The organism is Faecalitalea cylindroides ATCC 27803 (assembly GCF_000469305.1).
In the GTDB taxonomy this organism is placed as follows: Bacteria; Bacillota_I; Bacilli_A; order Erysipelotrichales; family Erysipelotrichaceae; genus Faecalitalea; species Faecalitalea cylindroides.
The window spans coordinates 97,077-112,904 of record NZ_KI270992.1 but is presented as its reverse complement, the minus strand read 5'-3'; the positions used below and the strand labels follow the sequence as shown (position 1 = coordinate 112,904).

Below are 15,828 nucleotides of genomic sequence, written 5' to 3'. Positions count from 1 at the left end.
AATAAATTAGAGGAATATTTCCAAACATCAAATGGTGTGTTTTTCCCCATAGATTCAAATTTAGAAGCATCAATTGTATATTCATGATTCATATCAACCAAGATGATATCGGCATCATTGCCTTCTTTGATTTCTCCAATGTCATCCAGTTTAAAACGTTTAGCTGGTGCTTTTGACATCCAGTTAACTAACTGTTGTAAGCTCCATCGTTTTTGATTTACTACAAATTCTGTATATAGAAGTGCAAAGCTTGTTTCCAATGAGACGATACCAAAAGGTGCCTTATCCATTGGCTGATTCTTTTCCTGAGCAGTATGAGGAGCATGATCATTGGCAATGATATCAAGACTTCCATTTTCCAATCCCTCAATCAAAGACATTCTATCTTCATGACTACGTAGAGGTGGATTCATCTTCCAATTAGGTCCTTGAACATCTTTATCTTCCAACAATAAATGATGTGCTGTAACTTCACCGCTGACATTTAATCCATCATTTTTAGCTTTCTTCAACGCCTCTACACTTTCCTTTGCGGAAATATGGCAGGCATGATAAGCATTTTTGCATTCTTTAACAATTTCAAGATCACGAATCAATTGAGCACTTTCGCAGGCACTTGGAATTCCCAACCAGCCTTTTGCCTTAGTGATTTCACTTTCATGAACACAGGCACCCGGTTTGCGATAGCTCATATCTTCTGTATGAGCGACGATCATAACATCTTCCTGATTTGCCTTTGTCATGGCTTCTTTCATGATTTCATCATTGGCTACACCTACGCCATCATCGCTAAACCAGTGAATCCCAAGCGCTTTTAAAGCATGCATATCCACTACTTCTTTACCCGCTTCTTTTTTAGTGATGCAGGCATAAGGATATGTATTTACAACAGATTGATCATGGATCAATTCTAAATAATTTTTTACATCTTCAACATTGTCTGGAAAAGGAATTACATTTGGCATACATAAAACCGTTGTAAATCCCCCGGCTGCAGCAGCCTTGGTTCCTGTTTTAATTGTTTCCTTTTGCGCATGACCAGGTTCTCTTAGATGCACATGTACATCCACTAAACCAGGAAGAACTGTAAGACCTGAAGCATCGATCGTTTCATGGTCTCCTTCAATATTCTCTGCAATCTTGACGATTTTTCCTTCATCAATCAAGATATCAACTTTTTTTAATGTATCTTCTACCAATACATTTCCATTCTTAATTACTAACATGTCTCCTCCTAAAATGGTTCATATCCAAAAGCACGTTTGATAACAGCTTTTCGAACCAATACACCATTAGACATTTGTTCAAAAATTCGACTTTTCTTAGCCTCAACAAGATGATCGGCAATCTCAACACCGCGATTTACTGGTGCTGGATGCATGATGATCGCATTTTCTTTCATCATCTGATAACGTCTGTCATTTAATCCGTATTTTTCTAGATATTCTTCATCACTCATATTTGCCAAAGAAGCTCCGCGCTCTCTTTGAATTCTTAACATCATAACAACATCCGCCCATTTACAAGCTTCATCAAAATCCATAGTAGGATATCCTTCTCTTTGCCACTCTTTAGGACCTGCAAAGAAAACATTTGCGCCTAATTTTTCTAAAGCCTGTTTATTTGATGCGGCAACTCTTGAATGCTGAATATCTCCTGCGATCACTACATTTAATCCTTTGAAATCTTTAAATTCATTATACATTGTCAACAAATCTAACAAGCACTGTGTTGGATGGTTTCCAGCTCCATCTCCAGCATTTAAAATTGGAATATTAATGTTTTCCAGTTCTTTAAAATATTCATCTTTTGGATGACGAATCACGACTGCATCATATCCAATTGCCTCAAAAGTTTTTACCGTATCATATAGAGATTCTCCCTTTGTTACACTTGAAGTTGATGCATTAAAATCCGCAACTTTACAGCCTAACTGATACTCTGCACTCTCAAATGAGAAGTGAGTTCTTGTCGATGCCTCAAAAAAAAGATTAGCAACTAAAGCATTATGCTTTGGCAATTGCCAATCTTTATGAGAACTATTAAAACTTTTAGCATCACCAAGAATACTAAGAATCTGTTCAGCTGATAAATCTTGCATGGATAATAACGAATTTTTATTCATAAAATATCCTCCTGCCTAAAAAAAAATGAATCTAAAATTCATTTTTTCTCGTTTTTCTTATCGCAAATATTGTAACATATATCATCCATTTTTCAACTGTTTTATTAGGAGCAAAGTGCTCATATAACGCATTAATAATTTTGACATTTTTACATAATAATTCCCTTTTTCACATGAATTCACACACTTCATACATCATCTTTTTATTTTTTATTTGTACTATATAGTCGAGCCAAGGATAGAGGCTCACTTCATAATCAAATTCCCTTTCTTAAAACTTTCTAGCAAGGCCCTTTAGGTAATTTCCCTTACTTAAAGGGCTTTTGCCTGTTCTAGGCTCTTATTAAAAAAGATCTCTGCCATTACCGCAGAGATCTTTATAAGTTATAAAAGTTATCGTCAAAGCGATAGGTTTCCATCGCTCTTTTTGTTCTTAAATAAAACTGTGTTCCCGTAGAAACAACCAAGATACCAAGAGCCAATACTCCTGCAATGCTTAATGTTTCCAAGCCCTTTACCAAAGCTTCCTGAACATTTCCTTGAATCACTTCTAACATCGTATAATACATTCCACCTCCAGGAACCAAAGGTATCAAAGCACATACAATAAAAGTTGTGACAGGCGTCTTACATAAGCGGGCAAAAATTTCACCAAATATCGCAAGTCCTAAAGCTCCCAGAAAGTTTGCGACTAATTCACTCATACCTAGATACAGTGAATATTTATATAAAATGCCTCCAATGGCGCCTGTTAATCCCGCAAGAATCAACTTCTTGCCTCTAATATTGAATAGAATTCCAAAACCGATGCTGGCTAAAAAAGCAGAGATACCAGCTTTAATAATCACTTCAATCATATTTCAGCTCCTACAACAATATACTCAACATAAAACCAGCACCAATCGCAATAGCTAATGCCGTTAAGAAAGCTTCTGTTCCTCTAGAAAGTCCAGATAAATAATCTCCGGCAACCGTATCTCGAATCGCATTGGTAATAGCTAATCCTGGTACCAATAACATGATACTGGAAATGATTACGATATTATAATCAATGCCTTGGTATAAATATGCGCTTGCGATCGAGCAGCAAACCGCTATCGCTGAGGCAATTGCATTTGTAAAGAAATTATTAACACGAAACTTTTCAAACAACGTAGTCACACAACGAATCAAGATTCCTATTAAGAAAGCAGCAATGCTATCGGCAATATTACCATCAAAGAAGATCGCAAATCCGGCTGCACCTACTCCGGCAAACAACAAGGTGATCCAAAAAGAATATCTTTCTTTTCTTTCGATTCGATCAATTTCTTTTTCTAATTCATCCACCGAAATCGGATCCTGGCTTACTCTACGTGACAATGAATTGATCATATCAATAAGATTTAAATCTACACTTTTAGAACGTACACGCCCAATACGTGTGCTTGTTTTGCCATCAACCGTTATGGATAACATGATTCCTGTTCCAGTCACGAAACTATCCGCAATTTGTACATCTGGATAGGATTGACACAAACGAATCATCGTTTCTTCGACACGATAAATTTCAGCTCCGCTCTCGATCAACATTTTGCCGGCTCTTACGACAACATTTAACAACTTTTCAACATTCATACTATTTAGTATATGCATAACACTCCATAAATCAAAACAAAAATAAAAAATTGTTCATGAAAAGAAAACAGAGAACTTATGCTCCCTGTTTTACTACTTCTACAAGCTTTGTAACTAGATCTTCATTGACTATATCATAGTCCATTTCATGCTCATCTGTTAAATATGCATAGCTAACACCATTATTTGCGGTAGTTGGATCACTTAAATATGACTTGCATGAAGAATGTACTTGATTAATCCCAGTATATTCCATCAATTCGATTGCATTTGTCGCATTTACTCCACTACCTGGCAACAATTCGATTTTGTCACCATATTTTTCTTGAAGATCTTTCAATAAATCTTTTCCTTCAAAAGCCTTTGCCTTTTGTCCACTTGTCAAGATACGATCTGCCCCAAGACGAATCAAAGTTTCAATAGCTTCGTATGCATCAGGACAAACATCAAATGCTCTGTGGAAAACTGCTTCTTTATGATAAGAATGGACAAGCTCGATCATCTGTGCTGCCTTATCTTCTTTGATCGTACCATCTTCATTCAAAAAGCCAAATGAAATTCCATCAGCTCCATTGTCCAACAAAAGTTGTGCATCTTCCATTATGATCATTTCGTCATTCTCATCATAACAAAAACCTGCCGCCCTAGGACGAACCATACAAATCACTTTCAGATTCGTCTCTTCTTTTACTTTTCTTAAAGAAGAAACACTTGGTGTTAAACCACCTACACTTAAGGCACTGTTCAATTCAACACGATCTGCTTTTCCTTTATATGCCGCAATGCAATCTTGATAGCTGCCCGCACAAACTTCTACAATTCTTTTCATATTATTCACCTGATCCTAAATACAATAAGCTTAATGCATAAATCTTAGCGTTTGTCATAAGATCTTTTCGATCCATCCATTCATCTGGATTATGCCCAATTCCTTTTTGCCCCGGAAAACTTGGTCCAAAAGGTACGATATTTGGCATTAATTTCGCATATGTTCCTCCCGTAGTTGTAACCGGAGTTCCATCAAAACCTGTGATTTTTTCATATGCTTTTTGTAATGAGCTGCATAAGAAACCTGTCTTTTCAAAACGTACTGGATCATAATTCTTAGCACATTCTGCTTTCAAGTTCTCAGAGAGTTTTGATTTTACTTTATCCATGATTTCTTCAATAGTTATAGAAGCTGGATAACTCAATACAAATTCAAAGCCTAGATCTTCATCACAATCAATCAAACTTTTCCCTCTAAGCTGCATCGCACCAAATTCTTCATCTACGATATTTAGACCAAGTTTATTAGCATGATCATCACTTGTCAATAAATACTCGTTGACAAAATGATTAAATTCCTTTTGATGTTTGATATCGGCATAAACACGTATTGCCGCACGACCTCTTTCGGCATAGACAACAGGATATTTACAATCCGGTGTCCATCCCATGATTGGAGGTTTTTTCTTTGTAAGATAATACTCAAGATCTTCAAAGCCTGATTCTTCATCTGTTCCAAATAAGATCCATACAGGATGTTTTAATTTGATATTTAATTCCTTAAGAACATATAAGGCAAATAGGCAAGATAAAACTGGTCCCTTATTGTCAAGAATACCGCGCCCAAAGATCCTTCCATTTACTTCTTCAGCGCCAAATGGTTCATGTTTCCAACCATCCCCAACAGGAACTACATCAAGATGTCCGATAATCCCAATATAGTCTTCACCTTGACCATATTTGGCAATACCCATTCTTCCATCTACATTCTCTGTTTCAAAGCCAAGTTCCTCGCATAGTTTTAAAGTCGCTTCCAAGGCATCATTTACCCCTTTACCAAAAGGCATTCCAGGTTGTGCTTCACTCTTCACGGAATCTATGCGAACAATTGACTTGATTGCATCGATCATTTGCTCTTCAATTTCATCAATTTTCTTTAAAATTTCTGTTTCCATAATCATTGCCTTTATTTACGAACCAGCGGAGCTGTTCGCGTTGCCATATAATTATCCATCCATTCTTTAGAAGCGACTTCAAAATACTGTTTATGATTTTCATCAAATTTTACAAGATATACAGTTGGTTCTTCATTTTCAGTCGCAACCGCAAAAGAGAATCCTTCAATATTTGTTGTTACGCCCCATTCTCCTTTATTGTTCATGGCAATTAACGACATATCTCCAGCTTTTCCTCTTCTTTTTTTAAGTTCTTTATCAAATGTATTGACCGCAATATCACATGCTTCCTGAGGTGTCTTTCCTTCTTTCATCAAACGAACGATTTCATATGAAACGCACCCTTTCATGACATCTTCTCCTAGTCCAGTAGCACTTGCTCCACCTACTTCGCTATCTACATAGAACCCAGAACCAGAAACAGGAGAATCACCAACTCGACCTGCATGTTTCATAAATAGTCCACTTGTACTTGTGGCAGCCGTCATATGACCTTTATCATCAAGACACACCATTCCAACTGTATCATGACCAGAATATGGTTTTAATTCTGTATTTTCAGTTGTTTCTTTAACACGGTTATGATAATGGATCTTAGCGCGTTCTGTTAACATGTTCTTTCTTTCAAAACCATGACGATGAGCATATTTTTCAGCTCCAGCCCCAACTAAGAAGTTGTTAACTGGTTCCTTAGATAACATACGTGCAATGCTGACAGGATTGGCATAGTCTTTAATAGCACCTACACAACCTACATCCAATGTATCTCCATCCATGAAAGCCGCATCCAATTCAACTTCCATTTCTTCATTAGGCAATCCCCCATACCCAACGCTTTTATAAAACTCAAAATCTTCGACAGCACGAATTGCTGTTTCGATAGAATCACCAGCATCAGCTGATTTTTTCAACATATCTGCCGCTTCACTGATTCCTTCTAAAGCCATTCTCCATGTTGCGATAATTCCGTACATATTATATATTCTCCTTTATTGACCTTTCTTTACTCTCTTTTAAAAAATCGCTGACTAATCAGCGACTCATGATTAATTATTTTTGAATTTCTTCATTGCGACGATTGCTTTTTTAAGCACTTTTTCTGCATCCATCATTCCATAGTCTGCAGCATCGATGACCATAACTGGAGTCTTGTCGCCATAACGTCTGTTGATATCATCATACAAGAACTTTGTCTGTGGACCGATCAAAATGCAGTCTAATTTGTTTTCTTCGATGATAGAAGAGATTTTTTTGTATGAGAAAGCTTTACATTCAAAAGGTAAATTATGTTTGTCTGCTACCTCTTGCATACGCTGTGCCATCATACTTGTTGACATACCATTGTCACAAAATAAATAAATACGTTTCATATCCGGGCCTCCTAACTATTTTTCTAAAGATTGAAACTTTTTAAAAATTATGATTTGTTGTTCTGCCATTTGTTTACACGTTTCACAAGCCATCAACTGGTCTTCTGCATGCATCAATAGCATTGTTGGATTTACTGGTTCGCCTCCAGCTTCTTTTTGAATCAAAGAAGCATGGGCTTCATGACCTTTTAGGAACATTTCTTCCGCATCTTCTATTAGTTTTTCAGCTTTTTCAAAATCGAATTCCTGAGCTGCTTTCATAGCTTCCATATACATGGATTTAGCAGCACCTACGCTAGCAATTATCTGAAAGCTTACTAGCTCCATCCCTTCCATAGTTGCTCCTCCTTCTCTTATCCTCGTTAATATTATAGTATAAAACTATCAAGTGTTTTATCAACCGTTTTTCCTAGTCATTAGGAAAAATTTCATCCAGTTCAAGATCATCATAAGGGAAGCATGGGCGCATGATTTGTCTAAAAATAAGACCTTCACTTTTTTGATATGTTGGCCCTTGTGTCAAGGACATAACACAATAATCACCATATTTATTATAGTCATCAGAGATATATCCTTCTTTGACCACAATCACATCATAATCTTTAACATCCAACCCTGAACATTCAAACTGATCTAGATCAACATATTGGATCGCGTCATATTCAACAACAACACATACAGGTGTATCATTAAATTTTACCGTAATAGCTGTTCCGATATCTTCTCGTTTGGCATAAGCTTTGTCTGCCAATCCTTTGGCAATGATCTTGCCCTTAACATGTACCTTTTTACACATTTCATCAAGATCAGCCCCTAAATCAAATTCTACTTCATCATTAACTTGTTTATTATAAAGATATTTATAGGCTGCTTTATCCACGATACCTGCCACTAAATAAGACTTATTATTAAAATCATCCAACGCTAGAATTTGTCTTAAAACATATGTATTAAACCCATCAGCACCTGAACCAACATTATCCCCAGAATCGGTTAAAAAACATGTTCCAGCAGGATATTTCACAACAGCTTTGATCGCATCTTCAGGTTCTTTTACATTGCCATGATAATGAAATTCATGACGTCTTTCATACGCAAAAGCACGAATCTTCTTAGCCCATACACGAGCAAACTTTTGATCTTTGGCTGTTTGAGGCACCACAACAACAGAACATCCAAGCTTATCACCATCATGACGAAGATATCCAATATGGAAAGAAGCACTGCGAATGCGTCCAGTCTTTTCAGCTTCATCACATAACGCATTGATTGACAACATTGGCTCATCTAAAGAAACGCTTTTCTCTCCGCCGATAATAATAGGAACCTTGCAGTATTCTGGATGAATATTCTGACGATTCTTTAATAAATCAATAAAACTTTTCGCAACAAAACGATAGGTTTCAGCCATATCCGTATGTGGAGAATGGCGATAACAACGCAAGATATTTACATTATCCACTAACTCTTGTGACAGATTTCCATGTGGGTCCATGACCAAAGCAATTGGCATATATGGACCTACGATCTTACGAATATCTCGAATAAACGCATGTTCGGCGCTGCCGCCTTCAAGTCCAATTACTTTACTGGCTCCATGAAGGAAAAGAAAAATCCCATCAATCGTACCTAAATTTTCTTTTACCGCCTGCATCAAGCGATCATGAATAAACTGATATGCATCATATGTTACCAATCCATGAGGATGTCCTCTAGCACTAATACTGGGAACCAATTCGATGCCCTCATCTTCAAAAATATCTCGGCAATAAATAGAGTCGAGCATTTCTTCTCCAAAACGGAAAAGAAATTTTTCGAACGTCATCAATGAACGAGAATGTTCATTCGATTCAGAACTAAATTGTCCAACTAAAACTCGCATATATATTCCTCTTTCTTTCTAGTTAAAAAGTACCACTGAAGACACCCCATATTCAACGATTTAGATTTTCCTATCTTTAGGAAATAGATTGGTACTTGAGAGAAAATTAATATGTCTATAATAAAATCAAAGAAAGAGGATGCAGATTATGAAAGATTATTTATGGAACTTAGATGCACTTTACACAGGATATGATGATCCTAACTTTATCAAAGATTTCGATTTGATGAAAAATTTATATGAAGAAATACCAACTCTATTACAAAACATGAAATCATTTGATAATAAAGATGTTATCATTGAAGGATTAAAAACACTGGAAATAATAAAAGATTATACATATCGTTTAAAGATGTATGCCCAGCTTCGTCTTGCAGTTGATTCCAATGAGGCAGATAATACCAAATGGGCCAATACTACATTAAATCTTGCCAGTTCACTAAAAACATACGAAAATGCTCTTTTAGATAAAATTCTTGAAGCACCTTGTCTAAAAGAAATGATCGAAACTGATGCATTTGTTCATCAGTATAAATTCATACTTTTAGAACAACTAAATAAAAAAGACCATAAACTCGATTCTAAACAAGAAGAAATCTTGTCTATGGTCTATCCTACCAGCCTAAAAGCCTTCTCCGATATGTACTATGCTTTAACAGGAAATGCAACAGCACTATATGATGGAAAAGAACTTCCATTAACACAAGTCAAAAACATGTGCCATGATAATTCTAGTGAAGTAAGAAAAAAAGCTTTCCTTGCCGAACAGGAAGCCTATAAATCTATTGCGACACCACTATCATTTGCTATTTCATCTATTAAACAACAACAGTTAAAAGAAGCTAGACTTCGCGGTTATAAAGACCCCCTGGAAAAAATGCTGATTGAATCACGCATGGATAAAGAAACTTTAGATGCCATGATGTCAAGCATTCAATCCTATCTGCCTAAATTTAGAAATTATTTACGCACTAAGGCAAATCTTTTAGGATATAAAAATGGACTTCCTTGGTATGAAATTTACGCTACACTTGGTGAATGTGATTTTAACTTTTCTATCGAAGAATGCGAAGAACTGATTTTAAAACACTTCAAAGATGTAAGTGGCAATCTTTACAACATGACCAAACAAGCCTTTGATGAAAAATGGATCGACTATCCAACACGCCCAGGAAAACAACCTGGTGCTTTCTGTGAAAATCTTGGTTGGATCAAACAAAGCCGTTTGATTACAAACTATAACAATACCTTAAGTGATATCATTACAGTTGCCCATGAATTAGGACACGCTTTCCATGGCATGATGATTGAAAATCAACCTGTCTTAAATCGCGATTATTGTATGCCACTAGCTGAAACCGCTAGTACATTTAATGAAAATATTATGTACAATGCTTTACAGAAAGACATGAATGACCACGATAAATTATTAGTTATTGATTCTCAACTATCCGCACTATGCCAGAATATCCTTGATATTTATGCGCGTTTCCAATTTGAAACGCTGGTATTTGAACATGTAGAAGAAGGTTTCTTGACAGCTGATCAACTATGCGAATTAATGAAAGAAGCACTATTAAGATCTTTTGGTGATGGTCTTGATCCTGAGTGGCTTCATCCATACCGCTGGATCACCAAAGTACATTACTATATTCCAGATATCGCCTATTACAATTTTCCTTATACATTCGGTGCTCTTTTCTCACGTGGACTTTATGCCCTTTACACAAAACAAGGAAAAGATTTTATTCCTAAATATGAGAAATTACTTGCCGCTACAACAACAAACACTTGTGAAGATGTAGCTAAAATTGCCGACATTGATTTAAGACAAGAAACATTCTGGAAAGAAAGTCTTCAATCAATTGTCGATCAAATGGACGAGTTTTTACAACTAGCTAAAGGAGAATAAACATGCGATTTGCGAATTTACATGATGATATAGGAAATGATATCTATGATCATAAAGATCAAAAAGATCGTCTAGATACTTTCCACTATCCTCGTTTCAAACAAGGAAACATGTGTTTTAGCGCTATCGTCTGCTGTTTTGATGGATGCCAGGACTGGAACACGATGTGTGATACGATTCGATATGTAGAAAACGCTATTCTTCACAGCAAACACTTTTCTTTTGATTACACTAAAGATATTCAAGTTTTTATAGCTGTTGAAGGCATGTGTGGCATCGATAAAGATCCTGAAGAAAGAATTGACTGGTTATATATGCATCATGTTCGTCTGGCAAGCCTATGTTGGAATGATGATAATGCGCTTGCCTGTGGAGCAAAAAAAGGAAACAAGCCTTTAACCGATTTAGGAAAAAGAGTCATCAAGGAAATGAATCAAGTCAATATGGCGATTGATACAAGTCATTGTTGCGAATGGAATTTTTATGATATTGCCCGTATCAGCACCAAACCAATCATTGCTTCTCATTCCAATGTAAAAGGATTATACAATCATTACCGCAATTTAAGCGATCCTCAACTTCAAGTCATTCAATCAAAAAATGGTTTGATCGGAGGAATTCCTGTTCGATGGTTTGTAGACAAAAAAGAAAACAATGCCACTTTAGAAGACTTCATTCAAGTTTTGATCTACATCAAAGAAAAAATCGGAACAAATCATATAGCTCTTGGCTTTGATTTTATGGATTATATTCCTGGCATGGAAGATAGCAATGTCATCGGAATGAAAGATATCACCCAAATCCAAAACATTGCCACAGCTCTACAAGAGCATGGTTTTGCTCAACAGGAAATTGAAGATATTTGTTTCAATAATGCATATAACTTTATGAAAAGCTACATTTAAAATAAAAGTCCACTTAAATGAGTGGGCTTTATTTAAAATATTCGATCAAACACTGCGTTCCTTTTTCACTATATCCTCTATCGACAAGATCTAGGTATTCATTGATAACAGTCTTTACACCCGTTAAAGGAACCTTTGATTCACTTGTCGCAATTTTTAGATCTTTAATAAAATGTTTTACATAAAATCCTGGAGCATAATCTCCATCAAACATCTTTTGACCATTTAGATCCAATTGTCTGCTTCCGGCAGCTCCATTTTTTAAACAGGAAATGATCATATTTTCATCAACAGACATATCTGAAAGATATTGATATGCTTCACAGATTCCTTGTAAGTTATTGGCAATCATGATTTGATTGGCAATCTTGACATATTGTCCATTTCCAGTTTTTCCACAATAGTAAATATCTTTTCCAAACGATTCAAAAATTGGTTTCATTTCTTCATAAACTTCTTCTTTTCCACCAACCAATACAGTAAGAGTTCCCTTTTTAGCACCTACATCACCACCAGTAACCGGTGCATCTAAAATATCTACCCGTTTCTGGATTCCTAGAGCATTCAATTCTTCAGCCAATTTAGGAGATGAAGTTGTAAAATCGATACACACTTTCCCTGCATCGACCCATTTAAATATTTCCTCATACACTTCTTTTACATCTGATGGAAATCCAACCATGGTACAGATTACATCACATTTCTGTACTAGATTTTTTATTTCTTTTTCTAAAATGGCACCTTTATCCAATACCGGTTTGATTTTTTCTGCATGCCTTGCATAAACATGCACTTCATATTGACGATCAATCAAATGCATTATCATTGGACTACCCATGATTCCCGCACCAATCCATCCTATTTTCATATTCTATCTTCTCCTTTATTTCTTTGCCTGTTTTAATAATGATGACGTTTGAGATCGTAAAAATGAAATCACTTCAAATAAGAATTTAATTTCTTCTCCAGATAATTGCCTTAATTCCAGAATTCTCGAAATGCCTTTCCGAATCCCAATGTCATTAAAATCAGACAATTGTTTTACATCAAATTTATCAATCACTGAAAAAATTAAATCTATATACGTTTTCTTATCTACATCTTCTTTGCTCATTAAGATCTTGTCTATGTAAGCTAGAGCTTCTTCACTTTGTTTAGTTAATGATTGAACATAATTAAAGTCCTTTGGACCAATGCTCCAACTAAACGCATCATGCTGTGTCAAACCAAAGTCTGTAGCATCAACGATCTTTGCGGTTTCCTGATGTTCCAGTAAACATCCTATGATTGAATCTTTTGGTTTATAATTCGTGACCTTCTCTAAAATTGATCGATCTTTAATAGAATTCCAAACATCTAGTCTAAATCCTGGAGCATCAAAGGCAAAAACAGAAGTAATATGTTCTTGAATACCATTGCCAAACAAAGCTGCATACATCGCAAGATTACCGCCCTTGGAATGTCCTGCCAAATAAATCTTTGGATATACTTTTTTATGCACAAACCCAAACCAGAAACTTTTTTCTTCAATACCATCAATAATTTCTTCAGCATACTCAGCAGCCATTTTCTGGCATGGTAAATGACTCATATAAGTCATCTGCATATTTTCTTTCCAACCTGTAATACTTCCATCTGTTCCACGATAAGAAATAAATAAAGTTTCATCTGGCAATACAAATGTAACAACAGAAAACTGAATGTTCTTTTCTTCATCAAAAACCTCCCTATATTTCATCAAGGAGATGTCTTTAAAACGATTTGAACGAGAAACTTCTTTAGCCAAGTTAGGAACATTATTTGAAAATACATATTTTCGCTGCATTTCTTCTGGAGTATGCATCTTAAAATATTGCCTACATGCTCGTTGAAGATCAACTTTTTCATCTTTTACGATATTATTCCAATCTACATAAGCTAGATCACTTAATATCAAAGCATCTATCACATTAAAAGGACTCATCTGAAAAGAAATATCCTGACGCAAACGAACATAGTTTAAAATATTTTCCATTTTATCACCTTCGCTTCCTTTGATAATTGTTCTCATTATACCCTTTTATTTTAATAGAATAAACTAAAAAGATCCTCACTTGAGAACCTTCTATACTTTATTTAATGATTGTTTCGCTAGTTCTATATAATGATCAGCATTTTCTTTGATCATCTGAATTTGATCCGAATTTGTTTGTTTTATGACTTTTGCAGGCATGCCTACTACAACACTACCCTCTGGAACAATCATGTTTTCTTTAACAAGAGCTCCAGCTCCAACTATGCTTCCTTTTTTAATCACAGCCCCATTCATGACCAAGGCTGACATGCCAATCAATACATCATCCTCAATTGTAGCTCCATGGACAATTGCCTTATGCCCTATCGTAACTCGTTTGCCAATTTTTACTGGATGATCTTTATCAACATGAATCAAAGCCATATCTTGAACATTGGTGCCTTCATCAATTTCAACAGAAGCAGAATCAGCTCGAATCACCGCTCCATGCCAAACACTTACATCTTTAGCTATTTTGACATCTCCATCAACGATCGCACTACTGGCTTTATAATACGATTCAATATTCATAGACATCAAATCTTTACATAACCAGTTCACACCATGCCATTGATTCCATTTATAACCACAATTTTGTAAACTTCCTGTTTTCACATAACCATGTTTTAAATGAAAATTAATACTTGTAGTATTGGTATCTGTGATACAGGCAATGATCCATTTATATCCTTTTTGAATACAAGCCTCTTCAACTTTCTTTACTAATGCGTCGGCCATGCCATAATGATTACCTTTTTTAAAATAAATAGAAAGTTCTACACAGAATCGATATGCTTCTTTTGCAAATGCCTTATGGACATAGGCATATCCTATTAATTCACCATCGTGTTCAGCCACATAAAAAGGATATTCTTCAGATGTATCCAACATCTTATTTTTAAATACTTCTTTATCCATGGGTGCTAGATCAAAAATAGCAGTGCTATTCTTCACATAATATGCATATATATCATAAATAGATTCAACATCCATAGAATCAAATAGACGAATTCGATTCATTACTGAATCTCCCATCCTGCATCTGCCGTAAGATCTGCACCGGCACGTCTTCCAGATTCATAGGCTATTGTTCCTGCCACTGCAATCATGCTGGCATTATCTGTGCAACAATACATTGGTGGAACCGTAAAAGTGATATTTGGATATTGTTCTTTTAACTCTTCAATTCTTTCTCTTAAACGAGAGTTTGCAGACACACCACCACCAACTACAAAATGACGAATATCTGGATGATCATCTAAGCATACTTTGATACGACTAAATATTTCATCTAATGCGCATTCCTGGAAAGAACAAGCTAAATCTGCCATATCAAATGTCTGATTGGTTCTTTCCATACGCTTAACAAACTGCAATACACTACTCTTTAAACCAGAAAAGCTAAAATCGTATTTACCTTGTGTCTTAGGTTTTGCCAATGTATATACATTTTTTCCTTCTCTTGCTAGTTTATCGATCTTTGGCCCGCCAGGATAACCCAATCCTAATACACGAGCTACTTTATCATAGGCTTCACCAATCGCATCGTCCTGCGTCTGTCCTAAGATTTCAAAGCTTGTTTCATTTTTCATATACACTAACTCTGTATTACCTCCAGAAACGACTAAAGCCAATACAGGATATTTCATATCTACCACCAATTCATTGGCATAAATATGAGCTGCTAGATGATGAACAGGTACCAAAGGTTTATGATAGGCAAACGCTAAAGTCTTTGCAGCCTGCACTCCTACATGAAGGCAACCGATCAATCCTGGCCCTTTCGTTACTGCTATGGCATCCACCATATCCATAGTCACATTGGCCTGCGCTAAAGTCTGCTCAATACAATAAGAAATATTTTCCACATGAATACGGCTGGCCACTTCTGGGACAACTCCACCAAATTCTTTATGCACATCAATCTGTGAAGCAACGATCGATGATAATACTTCTTTTTTATCTTTTACTATCGCAACTGCCGTTTCATCGCAACTGCTCTCTATTCCTAATATGATCAT

Annotated in this window: 16 protein-coding genes; 2 read left to right on the top strand and 14 right to left on the bottom strand. The window is 35.8% G+C overall.

All coding sequences use genetic code 11. The features are described from left to right. From HMPREF0367_RS04885 to HMPREF0367_RS04840, 10 genes are all read right to left on the bottom strand, one after another. On the bottom strand, window positions 1–1,226 hold a 1,226-nt coding region (locus HMPREF0367_RS04885), incomplete at its 3' end, for a dihydroorotase (protein WP_035401685.1). 8 nt (window positions 1,227–1,234) lie between these two features. Beyond that, the gene (locus tag HMPREF0367_RS04880; protein WP_035401683.1) at window positions 1,235–2,125 is read right to left on the bottom strand and encodes an aspartate carbamoyltransferase catalytic subunit; all 891 of its coding nucleotides are present in this window, start codon (window positions 2,123–2,125) and stop codon (window positions 1,235–1,237) included. Window positions 2,126–2,502: 377 nt separating this feature from the next. Further along, window positions 2,503–2,982 carry a threonine/serine exporter family protein gene (locus HMPREF0367_RS04875; protein WP_015535170.1) on the bottom strand — a complete coding sequence of 160 codons (480 nt, stop codon included), beginning with the start codon at window positions 2,980–2,982 and terminating at the stop codon, window positions 2,503–2,505. Window positions 2,983–2,992: 10 nt separating this feature from the next. Further along, window positions 2,993–3,742, bottom strand: coding sequence for a threonine/serine exporter family protein (locus HMPREF0367_RS04870; protein WP_035401681.1), 750 nt, complete (start codon window positions 3,740–3,742; stop codon window positions 2,993–2,995). Between the two features lie 76 nt (window positions 3,743–3,818). After that, window positions 3,819–4,571: a copper homeostasis protein CutC gene (locus HMPREF0367_RS04865; RefSeq protein ID WP_035401679.1), complete on the bottom strand. Its 753-nt coding sequence runs from the start codon at window positions 4,569–4,571 to the stop codon at window positions 3,819–3,821. Window position 4,572: 1 nt separating this feature from the next. Continuing rightward, complete coding sequence (locus tag HMPREF0367_RS04860) at window positions 4,573–5,685, bottom strand: Sapep family Mn(2+)-dependent dipeptidase (protein ID WP_015535167.1); 1,113 nt, start codon at window positions 5,683–5,685, stop codon at window positions 4,573–4,575. Between the two features lie 11 nt (window positions 5,686–5,696). Continuing rightward, window positions 5,697–6,659, bottom strand: coding sequence for a glycosylasparaginase (locus tag HMPREF0367_RS04855; protein ID WP_015535166.1), 963 nt, complete (start codon window positions 6,657–6,659; stop codon window positions 5,697–5,699). Between the two features lie 72 nt (window positions 6,660–6,731). Beyond that, window positions 6,732–7,055: a PTS sugar transporter subunit IIB gene (locus tag HMPREF0367_RS04850; protein ID WP_015535165.1), complete on the bottom strand. Its 324-nt coding sequence runs from the start codon at window positions 7,053–7,055 to the stop codon at window positions 6,732–6,734. Window positions 7,056–7,070: 15 nt separating this feature from the next. Next, complete coding sequence (locus tag HMPREF0367_RS04845; RefSeq protein ID WP_015535164.1) at window positions 7,071–7,391, bottom strand: PTS sugar transporter subunit IIA; 321 nt, start codon at window positions 7,389–7,391, stop codon at window positions 7,071–7,073. 73 nt (window positions 7,392–7,464) lie between these two features. After that, the gene (locus tag HMPREF0367_RS04840; protein WP_035401677.1) at window positions 7,465–8,937 is read right to left on the bottom strand and encodes a M81 family metallopeptidase; all 1,473 of its coding nucleotides are present in this window, start codon (window positions 8,935–8,937) and stop codon (window positions 7,465–7,467) included. Window positions 8,938–9,085: 148 nt separating this feature from the next. Between HMPREF0367_RS04840 and HMPREF0367_RS04835 the strand changes: the two genes are divergently transcribed. After that, window positions 9,086–10,849 carry a M3 family oligoendopeptidase gene (locus HMPREF0367_RS04835; RefSeq protein ID WP_035401674.1) on the top strand — a complete coding sequence of 588 codons (1,764 nt, stop codon included), beginning with the start codon at window positions 9,086–9,088 and terminating at the stop codon, window positions 10,847–10,849. 2 nt (window positions 10,850–10,851) lie between these two features. After that, window positions 10,852–11,754, top strand: a complete 903-nt coding sequence (locus HMPREF0367_RS04830; protein ID WP_035401672.1) for a dipeptidase — start codon at window positions 10,852–10,854, stop codon at window positions 11,752–11,754. 28 nt (window positions 11,755–11,782) lie between these two features. On the opposite strand, the gene HMPREF0367_RS04825 is transcribed toward HMPREF0367_RS04830, so the two are convergent. Genes HMPREF0367_RS04825 through tsaD form a run of 4 tightly spaced genes read right to left on the bottom strand, consistent with a single transcriptional unit; the run spans window position 11,783 to window position 15,828 of the window. Further along, window positions 11,783–12,622, bottom strand: a complete 840-nt coding sequence (locus tag HMPREF0367_RS04825; protein WP_035401670.1) for an NAD(P)-dependent oxidoreductase — start codon at window positions 12,620–12,622, stop codon at window positions 11,783–11,785. A 15-nt stretch (window positions 12,623–12,637) separates the two neighbouring features. Beyond that, the gene (locus HMPREF0367_RS04820; RefSeq protein ID WP_035401669.1) at window positions 12,638–13,804 is read right to left on the bottom strand and encodes an Mbeg1-like protein; all 1,167 of its coding nucleotides are present in this window, start codon (window positions 13,802–13,804) and stop codon (window positions 12,638–12,640) included. A gap of 54 nt (window positions 13,805–13,858) precedes the next feature. Next, the gene (locus HMPREF0367_RS10820; protein WP_022356643.1) at window positions 13,859–14,827 is read right to left on the bottom strand and encodes a GNAT family N-acetyltransferase; all 969 of its coding nucleotides are present in this window, start codon (window positions 14,825–14,827) and stop codon (window positions 13,859–13,861) included. Continuing rightward, the gene (gene tsaD / locus HMPREF0367_RS04810; RefSeq protein ID WP_035401667.1) at window positions 14,827–15,828 is read right to left on the bottom strand and encodes a tRNA (adenosine(37)-N6)-threonylcarbamoyltransferase complex transferase subunit TsaD; all 1,002 of its coding nucleotides are present in this window, start codon (window positions 15,826–15,828) and stop codon (window positions 14,827–14,829) included. The genes HMPREF0367_RS10820 and tsaD overlap by 1 nt, the downstream gene beginning before the upstream one ends.